Here is an 18488-nt window from a genome sequence, read left to right on the forward strand (position 1 = left end):
CCTGCGCTGCGGCCCTTGAGCAGGCTTGCGGCGCCCCGATCGCCTGTCAGCCGCGCCAGATCGGGCAGCGCGGCGGCGGTGAAGGCGACCGGGTGGCCGAGCCTGCCATCGACACGCGGCCGGGCGGCGTAGCCCGCCTGCTCTGCCATGTGGGCGAGCGCCGCGATCAGGTGAACCGGCACCAGCGGCATATCGCCGAGGAACACGAACGCGCCCTTCCCCGGCTCGCCAAGCGCCGCAAGCCCGGTGCGCAGCGAGGCGGCCATGCCTTCCTCCCAGTCCGTGACCGGCACGATCCGGCAGGCAGCGCCCTGGAGCGCGTCCGCAACGGTGGCGTGATCCGCACCAGTGCACACGACCACCTCGTCAAACCCTGCGGTGAGCACTGCCTCGAGCGTGCGGCGGATCACCGGCGCGCCGTCAAGCGACGCGAGCAGCTTGCCCCCGCCGAAGCGCCGCCCCGCCCCAGCCGCCAGCACCAGCGCACTCCAGCCGGGAAGGCTCATGGCGCGCAGCCGCTGCTCAGGCCTTGGCCTGCGTCAGCAGCGGCAGGGTGCGAATCCGCTTGCCCGTCGCCGCGAACAGCGCGTTGGCGAGCGCGGGCGAAGCAGGCGGGACGCCGGGTTCACCGATCCCGCCCATTGGCGCATCGCTCTCGATGAAGTGGACATCGATCATCGGCGGCGCATCGGCCAGTTTCAACAAGTTGTAATCGTTGAAATTGCTTTCGACCACGGCGCCCTTCTCCAGCGTGATTGCCTCACCGATGGCGGAGGAAAGCCCCATGATAAGACCGCCTGCGATCTGCGCTTCGGCATTCACCGGGCTGACCGTGGTGCCGCAATCGACCACCGCCCATGCCTTCAGCACCTTGGGGCTGCCGTCGGGCTTCACCGTCGCTTCGATCACTTCGGCGACGATGGTGCCGAAGCTTTCGACAATCGCGATCCCGCGCCCGGTTCCTTCGGGCAGCGGCGTGCCCCAGCCGGAGCGGGTCGCCACGGTATCGAGCACCGTCTGGTGACGCGAACCTTCGGGCAGGTGCTTGCGGCGGAACTGGTACGGGTCCTCGCCCGCAGCATGGGCCAGCTCATCGATGAAGCTTTCGTTGTAGAACCCGTGCTGGGTCGAATTGACGGAACGCCACGGCCCGTCAATCTGGTTCGACCGGTAGGCGAAGTGCCGCCGCGAAGTCGCAGGCACATCATAGATGAAGCCCACCTCACCCTCGGCATTGTCGCCCTGCACGTAGTCGCTGCGCCAGGCCGCGATCCGGCCATCATCGCCGAGCGTGGCGGAAAGCCGCGCCGAGGTTTGCGGACGGTAGGTGCCGTGCCGCACTTCTTCCTCGCGGCTCCAGATCAGCTTGACCGGATAGGGCACCTGCCTGGCCAGCAGCGCCGCCTGATCGATGATCTCCGTCACATCGGGAAAGCGCCGGCCAAAGCCGCCGCCCATGATCATCGGGTTGAAGATCACGTCATCCATGTCCAGGCCCGCCGCCTTCGCCGCCCGGTCGCGTGCACTGATAGGGTCCTGCAGCCCGCCCCACAGGTGGAGCTTGCCATCCTTGAAATGCGCAGTGAGCGCAAACGGCTCCATCATCGCGTGATGAAGAAACGGCGTGCGGAAATCGGCGGTGATGGCTGCATCGCCCGCCGCCATCAGCGCCGCATCGACATCGCCCACGCTCAAATCGGCATCGGGTTTGCCGGCTTCGCGCAAGCTATCCTGCGCGGCATAGATCGAAGCGGTCGACATTGCGCTGTTACCGCCATCGGTGAACTTGGGCGTGAGCGCCTGCAAGCCCTTGAGCGCCGGCCAGTACCCCTTGGCGACGACGATCACCGCGTCATCAAGTGTCACCACCTTCTCCACCCCAGCCACCGCCAGCGCGGGTGCCTGATCGACGGATTCCAGCTTGCCCCCCCGCACCGGAGCGGCGGCGATGGTCGCCACGCGCATATCCGGAAGCGTGAAATCGATCCCGTAAACCGCGCTGCCATCCACCTTGGCGGGGATGTCGAGCCGGGTCACGGGCTTGCCGATCAGCTTGTAATCCTTGCGCGACTTCAGCACTGGCGCGCTGTCGAGCGAGCGTTCCGCCGCGCCTGCCGCCAATTCGCCGTAACGCAAGCTGCGGCCCGATGCGGCGTGTGTGACTGTGCTGTCGGCTGTCGTCAGTTCGCTTGCCGGGACGCCAAGACGGCTGGCCGCTTCCTCGATCAGCGCAAGCCGCACCGCCGCGCCGACCACGCGCATCCCGCCCTGCCCGGTAAAGCGCACCGCCGACGATCCGCCGGTGATCTGGATCTTCTGCGAACGCGTCAACAGCCCCATGACCGCCGCAGGCAGCGCGTTGATGACGCCGGGATAGCCGGTCATCTCGCCAAGGAAGCTCTGCACCAGCGCGGTGTTGGAAAAGGCAATATCGGACGGCGCCTGCTCGACCTTCAGCTTGCTCCAGTCGGCGTCGAGTTCATCAGCCAGCATCTGTCCGAGCGCGGTATGGGTGCCCTGCCCCATGTCGATATGCGGCGAGAACAGCGTGACGGTGTCGTCATCGGCGATCTTCATCCAGCTGAGGAAATTGTGCTCGCCATCGCCGGTGGTCAGCGCCTTGGCGCGGGCCCGCGCGGTGCTGTCCGTCCAGTAGAGGCCGAACACCCCGCCGCCCACCAGCAGAGCGCTGCCGACGAGAAAGATGCGACGCTTCACGCCCTTCTTCTTTACCGGCGTTTCCGGCGTGGGAGCAGCGCCCACTTCGTCGATATTGGGATTGGGATTGTCGGCCATCATGCCTCTCCCTGCACGGCAGCAGCGGCCGCCTGTCCGGTTGCCGCCAGAATTGCGTCGCGGATACGCGGATAGGTGCCGCAGCGGCAGATATTGGTCATCGCCTCATCGATCTGGGCTTCGGATGGCCTACCGGCTTGCTTGATCAGCGCCACCGCCGCCATGATCTGGCCCGACTGACAATATCCGCATTGCGGCACCTGCGCGTCGATCCATGCCTGCTGGACGGCGTGGAGCGTGCCGTCATTGCTCTTCAGCCCTTCGATGGTGGTCACGGCCTTGCCCGCGATGTCGCTGACCGGCACGCTGCAGGACCGGGTGATCTGTCCATCGACGTGAACCGAGCACGCCCCGCAGGCGGCGATGCCGCAGCCGAATTTGGTGCCGGTCAGCGCAAGATCCTCGCGCAGAACCCACAGCAGCGGGGTATCGGCCTCCGCCTCAACGCTCACATCCTTGCCATTGACGGTAAAGCCGATTGCCACGCGCTTGGTTTCCTTCCCCGGTTTGCCCTGCGAAGAGCCTAGCAGGGCGCGTTGCGCGCGGCCATGGGAAAGACGACGCAGGCGGTCAGTGTCAGACGCTGACTCCCAGCAGCGATCCGATGGCAAAGGTGATCCCCATCGCGAACACGCCCCAGCCCAGCACGCGCAGAACAGCCGGAAGCAGCGGCGCGCCTCCAGTCCGCGCGCCGATCGCGCCGAGCAGCGCCAGCGCCGCGATCGAGACTGCAAGCACAGCGGGGACGATGGCCGAAGCCGGAGCCAGCCACGCCGCCAGCACCGGCAGTGCAGCAGCAGCGCTGAAGGTCATCCCTGACGCGAAAGCTGCCTGCAAGGGCCGCGCCGCGAGCGCATCCGACAGGCCCAGTTCGTCGCGCACATGGGCGGTCAGGGCGTCGTGGGCGCTCAGTTCCCGCGCGACCAGCAGCGCCGTTTCGCGGCTCAACCCCCGATCCTCGTAGATCGCCGCCAGTTCTTCGAGTTCCTCCTCAGGCATCTTCTTCAGTGCCAGCTTTTCGCGCCGGATATCGGCCTGTTCGGAATCGCGCTGCGACGAGACCGAGATGAACTCGCCCGCTGCCATCGACATCGCCCCGGCAACCAGGCCCGCCACCCCCGCGATCAGCACCGCACCCGGCGCGGGCCCCGCCGCCGCCACCCCGATGATCAGCGATGCGACGGATACAATCCCGTCATTGGCCCCCAGCACCGCGGCCCGCAACCAGCCGGTGCGCTGAACATAATGCGGATCGTCGGGATGTGCGCTTGCGGTTGCCATTGGGCCGTTCTCCTGCCGAGCCGAGTGTCGGACGCGCACGCCGCGAATGCAAGCGCATGTGCGCGGCGGTTGATGCACGGGGGCCTTCGCAAGCTGCTTGACCGACTGGGATATATTCAATAGCTTCAAGCATTCAAATCTGCAAACTCTTGCAGATGTGGGAGGGTGTATGCCAAGCAGGATCATCGTATCCCGCGAACTGGCGGATCTGCTGAAGCTGCTGGCGCACCCTGACAGGTTGCGCCTGATCGAAGAGCTGCGCCTGGGCGAGCAGGATGTCAGCAGCATCGCTGCCGCGCTCGATCTGCCCGCGACCCGCGTTTCCCAGCATCTTGCCCCGCTGCGCGCCCACCGGATCGTCGAAGACCGGCGCGAAGGCCGCAATCATTTCTACCGCCTGACCCACCCCGGAATCGCCGCCTGGATCGTCGAGGCGCTTGATTTCGTCGATGTCCGCAACCGCTTTGGTGAAGGCTCGCACATCGATCATGTGCGCGAGCTGTGGACGGCTGACGCTCCCGAGACTTCCAGCTGAGAGGACTACCCGAATGTCGAAATTTGCCCTTGGTGTCATCAAGTTCCAGAGGGAAGTATTCCCCGAAAAGGCCGAGCTGTTCGAAAAGCTCAGTACCGGGCAAAGTCCCGAGGCACTGTTCATCACCTGCTCGGACAGCCGGATCGAAACTGCGATGCTGACTCAGACCGATCCGGGCGAGTTGTTCATCCTGCGCAATGCCGGCAACATCGTGCCGCCACACACCAATCAGACCGGCGGCGTGACTGCATCGATCGAATTCGCCATCGGCGCGCTCCAGATCCCGAACATCGTGATTTGCGGCCACACCGAATGCGGGGCGATGAAGGGGGCGATGAACCGCGCCGGCCTCACCAGCCTGCCGCACGTGCGCGAATGGCTCGGCTTTGCGCAGGGGGCGGTCGACATTACCGAGGCGCTGGGCGCCGGGCTGGATGCAGATGCCAAGATGCGGATGCTGCTGGAACAGAACGTCATCCTGCAGTTGCAGCACCTCCGGACCCATCCCACCGTGGCGGTGGCGCTGGCGCAGAAGGCCGTGAACTTGCACGGCTGGGTCTATGACATCAAGACCGGGGAAGTTTCCGCCTATGACGAGGCGAGCGGCACCTGGGTCCCGGTCGAGGAACGCTACGCCAGCGAAGTCGCCTCGGCCGCAATCGCCAATCACGCCTGCTGACCCAAGCCCGCCTGCCGACAACGCCGCGCACACCACCCCTTTCCGCGCCGGAGCACCATCAAGATGAAGCCAACAGCTACCGATCTGAGCTCTGCGGTTGTCGGGAGGGACTTCCTCGCCTCGATCGTGGTGTTCCTCGTTGCCCTGCCGCTGTGCATGGGCATCGCGATCGCATCGGGCGCGCCGCCCGCACTGGGCCTGATTACAGGCATCGTGGGCGGACTGGTGGTGGGCAGCATCGCCGGATCGCCACTGCAGGTCAGCGGGCCTGCAGCGGGCATGGCGGTGCTGGTGTACCAGTTGGTGCAGGAACACGGGCTGATCATGCTCGGGGTCGTCGGGCTGATTGCAGGCGCGCTGCAGCTTCTCGCCGGGGTGTTCAGGCTCGGCCAGTGGTTCCGGGCGATCTCGCCTTCGGTCATCCACGGGATGCTGGCGGGCATCGGCGTGCTGATCTTCGCCTCGCAATTCCACGTCATGCTGGATGCCGCTCCACGCTCCAGCGGCCTTGCCAACATTGCGGCCATTCCCGAAGCGATCATCAATGCCATCCCGGTCGATGGGTCGGTGCATCACCTTGCGGCGATGGCCGGTTTCATCACCATCTTCACCATCGTCGCGTGGAACAAGTTCAAGCCGAAAAGCCTCGCCCTGTTGCCCGGCCCGTTGTTGGGCGTGATTGTCGGCACGGCTCTCGCCTTTGCCTTCGCGCTGCCGATCACGCTGGTCGAATTGCCGGCCAATCTTACCACGGCGCTGAACATTCCCACCGGCGATGCGCTGGCCGGGTTCCTCGATCCCGACATCATCACGCTCGGCATCGTATTCGCGTTCGTGGCCAGCGCCGAAACGCTGCTGTGTGCCACTGCGGTCGACAAGATGCACATCGGCGTGCGCACCAATTACGATAAGGAATTGCGCGCGCAGGGCATCGGCAATCTCATCTGCGGCGCGGTGGGCGCGCTGCCGATGACGGGCGTTATCGTGCGTTCGGCCGCCAATGTCGAAGCTGGCGCAACCACCCGGATTTCCGCCATCCTGCACGGTGCGTGGCTGCTGCTGGCGGTGGCCGCCTTTCCGTTCGTGCTCAATGAAATCCCGACCGCAGTATTGGCCGCGATCCTCGTCTACACCGGCTACAAGCTGGTGAACGTCGCCCAGATCCGCAAAATCGCCGAATTCGGTCGGCAGGAACTAGCAATCTACTTCGTGACGCTGATCGGGGTGGTGGCGATCGATCTGCTCACCGGCGTCATCCTCGGCTTCGCGCTGGCGACGCTCAAGCTGGTCTACACCTTCTCGCATCTTGAGATCGAAGTGACCAATACCGCCGAAACCAACCGCACCGATGTGTGGTTGAAAGGATCGGCGACCTTCTTCTCGATCCCGCAATTGTCAGGCGCGTTGGAACGGGCGCCCCGCGGATCGGAAATGCATATCCACGTCGAGCGGCTAGAATATATCGACCATGCGTGCCTCGAGATGCTTTCCTCGTGGGAAAAGCTGCACCAGAGCACCGGGGGAAGCCTGACGGTCGAGTGGAACGAATTGGTGCAGCGTTACGGACGACGCTCGCAGGATCCGGGCAAGACATCGATCCCGGGGCTGATGCAGCGGCCCGCAGCCTGATCGCAAGGATCAGATAACCGTCTCGGAAGCCTCCTGCTGCCAAAGGTCCTTCGCCATTGCGATGTCCGTGGCACTGGCCCGGCCGAGACGGTGGGCGATAAAATCGATGCCTTCGATAAGCCACAGGGCCAGTTCCGGCTGGCTGAGGCGATAAACCCGCTGCTGCGCCTTCGATTCGGTTTCCACCAGCCCTACCGCGCGCAGCACGCCGAGATGCTGCGAGACGCGGGTTGGCGGAATCTCCAGCGCCTCGGCCAGCGCGTTGACGGTCAGATCGCCGGCTTGCAGTTTGAGCACCAGACGAATGCGGTCCGGGTGGGAAATCTGGCGCAGGACACTGGCCAGTTCAGTGGCGACAATCTTTCGGCTTGGCACTACGGGCGCCCTTTCACAAAGTGGGGGTGGACTGGATGGCGCGGTTGGCTTTCACCAGAGTAAGACGCGCAGCATCGCCGGTCGTTCCGGCAGGAGAACCAGCGGGCAGAGCGCGCCAATGCGGCACAGCGCGCTTGCTTGGGGCGCCGCCGGAACAGACCAGATCCACGAACTGCGTATCGTCGATTTCAGTGACATAGGGGGCAGGCGAACCGCGCGAAGGCGTCACCACCCCGCTGTCGCGCAATTGCGCGCCGGTCTGGTGGAGGCGCAATGCCGCGGACGTCTTGCCTGCATGGTGCAAGGTCAATGCCAGCGCCTGCACCAGCACCACCGCATCGAGCGCCATGCGGCCCCGCGCCTCGCTCAGCGCCTCGCTGGCCACCAGAGCGACACCGCGACTGCCATGCCACAGCATCGGCCACGGCCCGGCAACGCCGGTCGCCTGCGCAAGCATCGCAAACACAACGCTGCGCAGACAAGGTGTGACGATCAGCGCGTCCCATTGCGGGCGCGGCAACAGCAATCCGGCGAGCGCCTGTTCGACTGCAAGAATTTCGAGCGCGATCCCGTCGCGGCTCAGTGAACGATCAACCATCAACAGCTGCTTGGTCGCCGCATTGCGCTGACTGGCGGGCACGACAATGGCGATCCTGGTGCGCCCCTCTTGCTGCGCCGCACGGAGCATCGCTTCGATAATGCCGGGACGCGGAAGGGGCGCAGCGCGATCATCCTCAGCCTGGCAGCGCGCTGGGTGCGGCGACATCAGCATCAGATCGAGCGCGCCCGCCCGCACCCCGCTGCCCGGCCCATGATCGAACAGATAACTCGCGGCCCAGTCGGCGCGCGGCAGATCGGGACTTTCGGCGTTTTGCAGCGCCACCGGAGAGATCGGCTGCCACGGCGCGAACAGCGGCGCGGCGGGCACGCCAGTGGCAGAACGGGCCCATGCCGCAACCCTTTGCAGACCCGGCGCCCTATCCCCTGCAACCGGCTCCACAGCGATGTCGAGCCAATCCGCAAGGCGCGCAAACCCATCGGCCCACGCTGCATCGGGCGCCGCAACCGGCTCAGCCAGCCGCAGGCCGGTGTTGACCAGCCGCAAGCCGGGGCGGCTTTGCGCAGCGTGTGGGGACACCCCGTGGACCCGATCATGCGCCGTGAATTCCTGCTGGTGATTGGCTTGGTCCATGCTCCGGCCCTTTCGTGTCGGGGTTGCGGAGCGGTATCTAGACCAGCGTGTTTCCTCTGAAAAATTCAATAAATCTTCGAAACCATTCTATTTTGTAGATTGGAAGCTTCGCCGACATCGGATCGGATTGCGCGTGAACGGGCGCGGCGACGAATTAATGCACCTTCAGTCCGCCAACGTGGTCAGTGCTTCGGGCAGGTTTTGCGCCAGCATTCCGGCGGCGGCACGGGTTGCTGGGCGATCGGCCTCGTCGGCGACCTCGTAGGTATAGGCCGGAATGCCATAGGCGGCGTGGAACCAGTTCTTCGCTGTGCCGCTGCCGGGGTTCGCATTGCGCGGTTCGATCGTGAAGGGATAACCCGAAACCGCATTCTCGCGTCCCGCCAGCCACCTTGCAAGAAAACGCTGCTGCGCCGCGCTCGCCTCGTCCTTGCCCTGCACGTAGAACAGGTTGCTGCGGGTTGAGTGAAAATCCACCATCAGCACCGGACGCACGCCCGGCGGCAGTGCATCGAGCCACGTCTTGACGCTGCGGGTTTCGGGCTGGACGAATGCTCCCCAGTCGCGGTTCAGATCCTGCGCGCCGCGATTGGCACGCCAGTGGCCGCGCACCACCCCATCGGGATTGAGCATCGGCACGACGAGAAACTGGAGGTCGGCAAAATCCTGCGGCGCGCGTGCCCGTTCGGCCACCAGCGCATCGACAAATGCGCGCATGGCAATCGCGCCGCTGACTTCGGGGGGATGCTGACGGCCGAGCAAGACCACCAGCCGCGGCGCGTCGGCGCGCCCGATCCGGATCGCCTCGATCGGGCGGCCATCATGCGACTGGCCAATCACGAAGGGTCGTGTGCCCGCCAATTTGCTCCAGCGCGCAAGGTCTGCCACGGCATCGGCGGGCACGATGCTTTCCTGCGCGGATACCACTCCCGTGCCGGTCGGCAGGCGCAAGATCGCCCCTCTGCCGTCCTGCGTCGATTCGATCGGCAATGCGCGCCATTCGCCGTCGCCAGCGGCCAGTTTCGGCGCATAGCGGTGCTGCCCCGCGAGATAGCGCAGCGTCACCGTGATCGGCCCGCCGTCGTCCGCCTCGTAACGGAAGGCATACCATGGGCTGGGATTGATCGGTGGGGCGTGCTCCGGCGTGACCAACAGCGTGAAATCACGCGCGCCATTGATGGCACAGGCCGACGGCGCGGCACCGGCGAAATCGAAATGAAGGCTGGCCGCGTCGGTGCGGCAAGCAGGGGATACCGCTGGCGTTACCTCCACCTGCGGGGCCTCGGGGGGCGGCGCATGCGCACCCGCCCCCTTTGCCAATGCCAGCGCCAGCAACGCCGCCAATTGCCGCAGCGTTGTCCGCATCAGAACGGCTTGCGCAGTTCGACCCGGAAGACCCGTCCACGCGGCGTGTGCAGCGCGCTGAGGTAGCCATAGGTTTCGTCGGCCAGCGGCGGATCCTTGTCGAACAGGTTGTTCATCCCGAACCGAATCCGCGTTCCATCGAGCGCGGTGTCGTTCTCGATAGTGTAGGCGATTGCGGCGTTCACGGTCAGGAAATCATTCACCCGGAAGAAGTTGGCGTTGGGATCATCCGACACGATCGGGTCGTCACGCGTCACACTGGTATCCCACACCTCGCCGACATAATTGGCAAAAAGCGAAAGGTCGACCGGGCCGGTATCCCAGTTGATCGAACCGCTGAAGCGCCATTCCGGCCGCCCTTCGATTTCGAGCAGTTCGCCCAACCCGTCAATCCTGACTTCAGGCGGCAGCGCCCCGGCGACGACCGCATCGATCAGTTCTTGTGCGTCCGGCCCGGCCGACTGGACAAAGCTGTCCAGGCGCGCGGCATTGAGCCGCAGCCGGATCTTGCCGATGCCGAAATCGGGGACGTTGTAGAACAGGCCGAAGTCCATGCCCTTCGAAGTACGGCTGTCGAGGTTGAGGTAGGGATCGTTGACGAACAGGATCTCGCCGGCAGGCGACAGGCTTGTTCCTGCGAACAGATCGATCTCTTCCTGCGTCGGATCGGCGCGCACCACATTGGGGTTCACCCCGCCCGAGAGCCGCCGCAGCAGATCGAGCGCAATCGCGTTGTCATCGCCAAAGGTGCCCACCAGCCCACGCTGCTTCACGCGCCAGTAATCCGCCGTCAGCGTCAGGCCGGGAATGAAGCGCGGCTCGAACACGACCCCAAGGTTGATGCTGGTGCTGTCCTCGGGGGCGAGCTGTTCGCTGCCCGAACGGAAGCTGATCACGCCAGCCCCCGGACACACGCCGAGATCTTCGATGATGCCCTGTTCCACCTGCGCCTGACAGATCACGAAATCGTCACGCGTGTTGGAACGGGTGGTGCCTGCGTCATTGACCTGCACCAGGTTCGGCGCACGGAACCCCTGCGACCAGGCGCCGCGGAAGGTCACGCCGGGGACCACCGTCCACGAGGCTGCAACGCGCGGCACCACGGCGGTTTCGTTGATGTCGGCGAAATGCTCCATTCGGCCTGCCAGCTGCAGATTGAGCGCTTCGATCAGCGGGATATCCATGTCCTCGCTCACCAGCGGCACGAACATTTCGGCAAACGCCGAATAGACCTGCCGCGCGCCGCTGGTATCGGGCGAGGGGCTGGTGCCGGCGACGTCGCTCTCGTTGAACACACCGGTGACGCTGTCGGTCCAGGTGATGGTGCCATCAAGCCGCGGATCGCGATCGTCGAAGAAGGTCTCGCGCCGCCATTCGACCCCGGCCGCGATCCCGACATCGCCGCCCGGCAGAGTGAACAGGTCGTTGCGGCTGACCTTGAAATCCGCCAGCGCAAGCGTGGTGCCGCCTGTACGGAAGACGTCGATCAGGAACGGATCAATCGCGCCTTGCGGATTGGGTGTGCAATCGCCTTCGCCCGGATCGCCGGTCACGCAGCCGCCGTTGAAGGGGTTGTAGGCATCGGGCGTCGAACGGTTGATCGCCTCCTGCATCAGCGTCAACGAAATGCGGTTGCCTTCGAGATCGGTCAGCTTGGCTTCCGAATAGACGAAACCGGTATCGAAATCCCACGACCCGAAATTGCCGCGCAGGCCAGCCACGAGGCGATAGGTATCCTTGTCGACATTAACGGTGCGGTTGCCGACATCCACGAAGCGGTACCGCTCCATGATGAGGTCCGCCCCGCCCGCGTCGATGGTGGTGCCCGGCAGGCGGTTGGGATTGGGCGTCCCGTCGGGCAGCGTCTCCGCGCCGAAGGGGTTCCAATAGGCGTTGCGCGATATCCCCACCGGCACCGCGCTGAGGATTGCCGCAGGGGTGATGTTGCGGCTGCTTTCGGAACGGTAATAGGTTCCTTCGAAATAGGCTTCGAGGCTGTTGTTGAGTTCGTAGCTGAACAGCGCCGCCGCGTTGTAACGGGTCTTTTCGCTGATCAGCGTGGAGCCGAAAGCGCGGTTGTAACGCACAGCCGGGGTCGGCGTAGTGCCGTTACGTGCGCACAGCCCGTTGCCGAAATCGAGCCGGCAACCATCGAAGCTGGAGGGCTGGAGGTAGAAATCGTCATCGCGGATCGGCGTGCGGCTCGATGGGGCCTGGATGTCGAACTGGCCGAACGGGCCGAAGGTGTTGCGGTTGTTGAACTGCGTGTCACCCTCGAAATCGGTGCCCTCCAACAGCGGGGTCTTGTCATCATCGCGGGAATAGGGACGCGCCGAGGACGGCAGTCCGTTCTCGTGAAAGTAACTGCCATAGATGGTGAAATTTGCACGCCCGCCAGCGAAGTCGAAGCCATAGCCGCCATTGAGCAGCGTGCTGTAGAGGCTGGTGCCATCGCCGCCGCGCCATTCGGCCTCAAGAAACCCGCCCGTGCGATTGCCGCGCAGCACGGTGTTGACCACGCCCGCCACCGCATCCGCGCCGTAGATCGCCGATGCACCGTCGCGCAGCACTTCGAGCCGCCGGACGCTGCCCGGCGCGATTTCATTCGCATCAGAGCTGACCACCGGCACCAGCAATTCGGTCTGGAAGCCGGGGCTGAGCACCATCCGCCGTCCATTGATCAGGACAAGCGTGTTGCCGGTGCCGAGGTCGCGCAGGTTGATCGAGGCAACGTCGCCGCGGGCATTGTTCGAGGTGACATCGTTCTGTTCGTTGAACGCGACCCCGCCCGCCTGCGGAATGGCGCGGAACAGATCATCGCCCGAAGCGCCTGCAATGTTCTGGATGTCGATCTCGTCGACCACGGTGACCGGCAGCACGTCATTGATCTTGGCGCCCTGAATCTGGGTGCCGGTGACGATGATCTCGCGCTCGGGCCGGGGTGCGTCGGCGGGAATTTCATCCGCGGCGGCAGGCGCGGGCGCCACCACTTGAGCGTGAACGGATGTGGCAGCAAGCAGGCTGCCACTGCACATCAGGGCAAACCTGCCCAAAATCCGTGTCGACATAATCATTCTCCCTGTTTTTCAATAATTTCAAGCGAGCGTGCCCAGTGCTCGAACAGCGCAGGCCATTGGCTGATGACCTGCCCCGGTTTGCCGAGGCCCCAGCCGTGACCGCCGTCGCGGAACAGATGCAGTTCCGCGCTTGCCCCGGCGGCGACCAGTTTCTCGAACAACAAGATGCCGTGTCCGGGCGGCGTGATCGCATCGTCGGCAGCGGCAAAGATGATGGTGGGCGGCGCGTGCTTGTCCGCATAGGTGTCCAGCGACCATGCCGCCTCGGCCTTGGCGCTAGCCTTGTCGCCCGCGATCTCACGCCGGGTGCGGGTGGTGTCGTAAGGCTTGCGCAGGGTCACGACCGGAAACAGCAGCACCGCGAAATCGGGCCGCGCGGAAACCTGCTCGTAGGCGTCCGCACCGGCATACAGCGCGCGGGCTGGCTGGAGCGCGGTGAACCCGGCAAGATGGCCGCCTGCGGAAAATCCCATGATCCCGATTTTCGCCGGATCGATGGAATATTCGCCCGCGCTGCTGCGGATGATCTTCATCGCCCGCTGGGCATCCATGAACGGCGCGGTGGAATCCCAGCCATCATTGGGCAGGCGATAGATCAGTTCGAAGACGGTAAACCCGCGCGCCTGCAGCCATTGTGCAGCGGGCGTGCTTTCCTTCCACAGCTGGATGCGGAAATAGCCGCCCCCGCCGGCCACCAGCACCGCCGCACCGTTGGGGACCGCCGGCCGATAGACCCGCATCCGCGGCGTGGAAATGTTCCACACAGCGCCATAGGCGGCGCCCTTGTCCCCCAGCACTTCCGGCCCGGTGACATTGCCCTTGGCGGGCGGACGGCCAGGCCACAGCAGGATTTCCTCGGGGCCGCCTTGCGCGGCGGCGAACGGCACGAGCGGCCCGGCTCCGGCGAGCATCGCCAGCAGCGCACCATGCGCCAGCAGATGACGGCGCGCTATCATGGGGTCTTCTCCAGCACTTCGGCGATCTTTTCGCTCACGGGGCCGCTACGTTCGTGACGTTCGATGTCTTCTTCAGGCAGCGGCATGGGCGTGCCCGCCATCGCCGCGGCGAGCCGTTCACGATCAAGCGCGTTTTCCCAGCGCGCCACGACGATGGTGGCCACCGCATTGCCGATGAAATTGGTCAGCGCGCGGCATTCGCTCATGAAGCGGTCGATCCCGAGGATCAGCGCCATGCCCGCCACCGGTACGCTCGGCACCACGGAAAGCGTGGCGGCGAGGATCACGAAGCCCGCGCCGGTCACGCCCGCCGCGCCCTTGGAACTGATCATCGCCACCAGCACCAACGCGAGCTGTTCGGACAGGGACAGGTCGATCCCCAGCGCCTGCGCGATGAACAGCGCGGCCAGCGTCATGTAGATATTGGTGCCGTCGAGATTGAAGGAATAGCCGGTCGGCACCACCATCCCCACCACTGCCTTCTTGCAGCCGGCAATCTCCATCTTTTCCATAAGGCTCGGCAGCGCGGCTTCGGATGACGATGTGCCCAGCACCAGCAGCAGTTCCTCGCGCAGATACCGGATCAGCGCGAAGATCGAGAAGCCGGTGAGGTATCCGACGACCCCCAGCACCACCAGCACGAACAGCAGCGACGTGGCGTAGAAGGTGGCGATCAGCGCCGCGAGATTGGCGAGCGAGCCGAGCCCGAATTCGCCGATGGTGAACGCAATCGCGCCGAATGCCCCGATCGGCGCGAATTTCATCAGCATGTGAACCAGCTTGAACACGACCTCGCTGAACGAGGACAGCACGTCCATAACCAGATCGCTGTGCGGGCGTGTCGATGCAATCGCCACGCCGGCCAGGATTGCGACCAGCAGCACCTGGAGGATATTTCCTTCCGTGACGGCGCTGAACAGGGTCTCGGGGATGATATTGAGCAGGAAGCCGCTGATCGACTGGCCTTCCGCAGTCTTGGCATAACCTTCGACTGCGGCCGTATCGAGCGTGGCGGGATCGATATTCAGCCCTTCGCCGGGGCGCACGACATTGGCGACGACAAGTCCAATGATCAGCGCCAGCGTGGAGAAGAACAGGAAATAGGCGAACGCCTTGCCGGCAACGCTGCCGACTGCCTTCATGTCGCTCATCCCGGCGATGCCGGTGGCGACGGTGAGGAAGATGACCGGCGCGATAATCATCTTCACTAGCTTGATGAACCCATCGCCCAGCGGCTTGAGTGCGGTACCGAATTCGGGCGCAAGGTGGCCGATCAGCGCGCCAAGCGCGATAGCCACCAGCACCTGCACATACAGCTGGCGGTAAAGCGGTTTTTTTGCCGGTGCGGCAATCGCCCCCGGTGTCATGGCTGCCTGCGCGCCCATTATCTGATGGTTTCCCGCCCCTGTCTCTCCACGTCACAGGATCGGGCCGCCGCGCGCCGCTTGCAAGCAAATGGCTTGGCGAGTGGAAATATCGGATATTCAGGGCGCTAGTTCTAGCGAAGGCAAATTTTGTGCGGAAATCCGCACAAAATTCTTGCGCCGAGTGCGGAAAGGCGCACAAGCTTGAAACGGAGGATCTTGGGCGCATCATGCAATACAGGATGGGACGCTGGCATCTGCTGCCGATTGCACTGGCGGCGATCATACTGGTCGGTGCCCTGGCGATGCTCGGGCTCGAAAGGGCGATGCGGGTCAGTGCGCTGGAGGAAACCCGCGCTGCAGCGACCAGTCAGGCAACGATCCTGGCAGCGGGGCTGGAAAGCGAACTCAACAAGTTCAGCCTTGTCCCGCGCGTGCTGGCGGTGGATCCCGAAGTCGCCGCATTGCTGGCGGGCGACCGGTCCCAGCGCGGCGTGCTCAATCGCCGCCTTGCCGCGCTGGCGCAGCAGACCAATGCCGCAGCCATCTACCTGATGGATGCGCGCGGGCTGACCTTGGCGGCGAGCAATTGGGACAGGCCCGACAGCTTCATCGGTTCAAATTACGGTTTCCGCGACTATTTCGCAGGTGCCCGCCGCGACGGCACGGCAAGCGAATTCGCGCTCGGCACAGTCAGCCGCCGCCCCGGCCTTTACCTGGCGGAACGGGTCGGCCCGGCGGATAATCCGCTGGGGGTGGTGGCGGTGAAGGTCGAATTCGACGGTCTCGAAGCCAAGTGGCGCGATGCCGAGGACGGCGTGTTCGTGACCGACAAGGGCGGGATCGTGCTGCTTGCCAGCAATCCCGACTGGCGGTTTCGCGCGGCGGAAAGCACCGGCGAAGCCGCCGCCCCGCGCGATCCGGCGCGCGACACGATGCGCTTTGGCGTGGCCGAACTGCAACCGTTCGAACTGCCTGCCACCGGCACCGCGGCCTCCCCTGTGCGGATGATCGAGAAAATCCAGCCGATCGCCCCGAACGGATGGGAATTGCACCTCCTCGCCGACCCTGCTCCGCGGTTGCTGGTCGCCACAGCCAACGGGCGGCTTGCAGGGGTGGTCGCAATGGCTCTGCTCGCGCTGGCGGGGGCTGGCGCAGTGGTGTGGCGGCGCCAGCGACAGAGCCGCGCGGCGGCGCATGTGGCCCAGCAAACTGCCGCCTTGCGCGACCAGTTGCAGCAGGCCAATCGGCTGGCGACTTTGGGCCAGATCACGGCCGGGCTTGGCCACGAAATCCGCCAGCCGCTCGCTGCGATGCGTGTCTATGCCGAAAGCGGCGAACGCCTGCTCGAAGCCGACCGCCGTGCCGAAGCAGCGGATAATTTCGGCAAGATTGCGCGCCTTGCGGGCCGGATCGGAGAGATTACCGAAGAACAGCTTCATTTCAGCCGCCGCTCCGCCAGAGAGCCGCGCGAGATCACGCTTGCCGAAGTGATCGATGGTTCACTGCTGCTGCTGCGTGACCAGATCCGGCAGAAAGGCATCGCCGTTACACCGCCCGCCACCGAAGCGGCCGCCGCCAAGGTCCGTGCGCGCCATGTCCAGCTGGAACAGGTGCTGGTCAACCTGCTCCAGAACGCGGCGCAGGCCGTGGGCGAAGGTGGCGAGATCGTGATTGCCATCGACGCTGGGACAGGCACAGTGCGTCTCAGCGTCACCGACAACGGCCCCGGCGTACCGGCGGACCTGCGCGACACGCTGTTTCAGCCCTTCGTCACCTCCAAGACCGAAGGCATCGGCCTGGGTCTTGCGATTGCGCGCGACATCATGCGCCAGATCGGCGGCGATCTGGTGCACGAGGCCGCCGCCAGCGGCACGCGCTTCACCATGGTCATGCCTGCCGCATGATTGCCGCACCGCCACCCTTGCGGATCGCGCTGGTCGAGGATGATCCGCCGTTGCGCGATGCCACCATGCAGGCGCTCTGCCTCGAAGGTGCCGAGGTGGTGCCCTTCCCCGATGCCCGCGCCGCGCTGGCGTGGCTCGATGCCGATTACCCGGGCGTTGTGGTGAGCGATGTGCGGATGCCGGGGATCGACGGGATCGCCTTTTTCGCCCGATTGCGCGAGATCGATCCGGACTTGCCGGTCATCCTCACCACCGGGCACGGCGATATCGCCATGGCCGTGGAAGCGATGAAGAACGGCGCGGCGGATTTCCTGACCAAACCCTATTCCTCGGCCGACCTTTTCCGTGCCGTCCGAGCCGCCAGCGAACGGCGCACGCTGGCACTGGAAAACCGCCGCCTGCGCGAGGAAGCGGGACGCAGTTCGGGGCAGGCGATCCCCGGCTCCTCACCCGCTGCACAGCGGCTGCGTTCGGTGATCGAAGGCGTAGCGCGGTCCGAAATCGATGTGGTGCTGACCGGCCCGGCCGGCACCGGCAAGAGCCACGCCGCCCGCCTGATCCACGATGCCAGCGCGCGCCGCACCCGCCCTTTTGTAACTGTCGATGCCGGAATTCTCGCCCACGAAGACGCCGAGCTGCTGTTGTTCGGGCGCGATCCCGGTGGCGGTTCTTCGAGCGCGGGGCTGTCACGCACCGGGTTGATCGAGCGCGCCAATGGCGGGACACTGTTCCTCGATGAGATCGCGGCGGCCAGCGCAGTGCTGACCGCCCGGCTTTTGTCGCTGGTGGAAACTCGCACGGTGTTGCCGATCGGCGCGACCACTGCGCGGCGGCTCAATATCCGCGTTATCATCGCCCGTCTGCCCGATGACGGCTCGCACACCGACCGCGATCCAGTGTGGCACCGTCTGGGCGCGGTTCAGGTCGCCTTTCCCGCGCTGGCGGCGCGGCGCGAGGACGTGCCGGAAATCTTCCGCCTGTTCGTCACCCGCCATGCCCGCGAACTCGATTGCGATGCTCCCTCGATCGGGGAGGCGCAGTGGAGCCATGTGCTGTCCCACGACTGGCCTGGCAATCTCCATGAGCTGGGCGGCTATGCCCGCGCCTTCGTGCTCGGTCTTGCCGATATTGGCGGCCCCGGCTCCGCCATCGCCGGACACCGGCCCCTGCAGCAGATCGTCGCCGATTTCGAGCGCACGGTACTGGAGGACGCACTGCGCCACTGCCGCGGCGACATCGCGCAGCTGCAGGCGATGCTGCAGACCCCGCGCAAGACGATCTACGACAAGCTGGCGAAATACGATCTCAAGCCTGCACGCTTCCGGTAGCCGG

14 protein-coding genes and 1 pseudogene are annotated in these 18488 nt (G+C 65.1%); 5 read left to right on the forward strand and 10 right to left on the reverse strand.

Annotated features, from left to right (window positions below; translation table 11 throughout):
* Positions 1-23: 23 nt before the first annotated feature.
* From J3454_RS05790 to J3454_RS05805, 4 genes and pseudogenes are all read right to left on the reverse strand, one after another.
* Positions 24-506 (reverse strand): annotated as a pseudogene (locus J3454_RS05790) (nucleotidyltransferase family protein); the annotation flags it as partial.
* Between the two features lie 16 nt (positions 507-522).
* Positions 523-2796 (reverse strand): xanthine dehydrogenase family protein molybdopterin-binding subunit, encoded by a 2274-nt coding sequence (locus tag J3454_RS05795; protein WP_349512793.1) that lies wholly within the window; start codon positions 2794-2796, stop codon positions 523-525.
* Positions 2796-3281 carry a (2Fe-2S)-binding protein gene (locus tag J3454_RS05800; RefSeq protein ID WP_349512794.1) on the reverse strand — a complete coding sequence of 162 codons (486 nt, stop codon included), beginning with the start codon at positions 3279-3281 and terminating at the stop codon, positions 2796-2798. The genes J3454_RS05795 and J3454_RS05800 overlap by 1 nt, the downstream gene beginning before the upstream one ends.
* Before the next feature lie 91 nt (positions 3282-3372).
* Positions 3373-4077 carry a VIT1/CCC1 transporter family protein gene (locus J3454_RS05805; protein ID WP_349512795.1) on the reverse strand — a complete coding sequence of 235 codons (705 nt, stop codon included), beginning with the start codon at positions 4075-4077 and terminating at the stop codon, positions 3373-3375.
* A gap of 169 nt (positions 4078-4246) precedes the next feature.
* Between J3454_RS05805 and J3454_RS05810 the strand changes: the two genes are divergently transcribed.
* The 3 genes from J3454_RS05810 to J3454_RS05820 all read left to right on the forward strand — a co-directional run bounded on the left by J3454_RS05810 (position 4247) and on the right by J3454_RS05820 (position 6920).
* Complete coding sequence (locus tag J3454_RS05810; protein ID WP_349512796.1) at positions 4247-4612, forward strand: ArsR/SmtB family transcription factor; 366 nt, start codon at positions 4247-4249, stop codon at positions 4610-4612.
* A gap of 13 nt (positions 4613-4625) precedes the next feature.
* Complete coding sequence (locus tag J3454_RS05815; protein WP_349512797.1) at positions 4626-5291, forward strand: carbonic anhydrase; 666 nt, start codon at positions 4626-4628, stop codon at positions 5289-5291.
* Positions 5292-5354: 63 nt separating this feature from the next.
* A complete protein-coding gene (locus J3454_RS05820) occupies positions 5355-6920 on the forward strand; it encodes a SulP family inorganic anion transporter (RefSeq protein WP_349512798.1) in 1566 nt (521 codons plus the stop codon).
* Between the two features lie 9 nt (positions 6921-6929).
* On the opposite strand, the gene J3454_RS05825 is transcribed toward J3454_RS05820, so the two are convergent.
* From J3454_RS05825 to J3454_RS05850, 6 genes are all read right to left on the reverse strand, one after another.
* Complete coding sequence (locus J3454_RS05825) at positions 6930-7295, reverse strand: ArsR/SmtB family transcription factor (RefSeq protein ID WP_349512799.1); 366 nt, start codon at positions 7293-7295, stop codon at positions 6930-6932.
* A 13-nt stretch (positions 7296-7308) separates the two neighbouring features.
* The gene (locus J3454_RS05830) at positions 7309-8487 is read right to left on the reverse strand and encodes a hypothetical protein (protein WP_349512800.1); all 1179 of its coding nucleotides are present in this window, start codon (positions 8485-8487) and stop codon (positions 7309-7311) included.
* Between the two features lie 165 nt (positions 8488-8652).
* The gene (locus tag J3454_RS05835; protein WP_349512801.1) at positions 8653-9852 is read right to left on the reverse strand and encodes a M14 family metallopeptidase; all 1200 of its coding nucleotides are present in this window, start codon (positions 9850-9852) and stop codon (positions 8653-8655) included.
* Positions 9852-12920, reverse strand: a complete 3069-nt coding sequence (locus J3454_RS05840; RefSeq protein WP_349512802.1) for a TonB-dependent receptor domain-containing protein — start codon at positions 12918-12920, stop codon at positions 9852-9854. The genes J3454_RS05835 and J3454_RS05840 overlap by 1 nt, the downstream gene beginning before the upstream one ends.
* 2 nt (positions 12921-12922) lie before the next feature.
* Complete coding sequence (locus J3454_RS05845) at positions 12923-13885, reverse strand: alpha/beta hydrolase (protein WP_349512803.1); 963 nt, start codon at positions 13883-13885, stop codon at positions 12923-12925.
* A complete protein-coding gene (locus J3454_RS05850; RefSeq protein WP_502878567.1) occupies positions 13882-15270 on the reverse strand; it encodes a dicarboxylate/amino acid:cation symporter in 1389 nt (462 codons plus the stop codon). The genes J3454_RS05845 and J3454_RS05850 overlap by 4 nt, the downstream gene beginning before the upstream one ends.
* 209 nt (positions 15271-15479) lie before the next feature.
* On the opposite strand from J3454_RS05850, the gene J3454_RS05855 reads away from it, so the two are divergent.
* Positions 15480-17156, forward strand: a complete 1677-nt coding sequence (locus J3454_RS05855; RefSeq protein WP_349512804.1) for a sensor histidine kinase — start codon at positions 15480-15482, stop codon at positions 17154-17156.
* On the forward strand, positions 17153-18484 hold the full coding sequence (locus tag J3454_RS05860; protein WP_349512805.1) for a sigma-54-dependent transcriptional regulator: 1332 nt from the start codon (positions 17153-17155) through the stop codon (positions 18482-18484). Before J3454_RS05855 ends, J3454_RS05860 begins: the two co-directional genes overlap by 4 nt.
* Positions 18485-18488: the final 4 nt, after the last annotated feature.

Source organism: Erythrobacter sp. NFXS35, assembly GCF_040148725.1.
Classification (GTDB): Bacteria; Pseudomonadota; Alphaproteobacteria; order Sphingomonadales; family Sphingomonadaceae; genus Erythrobacter.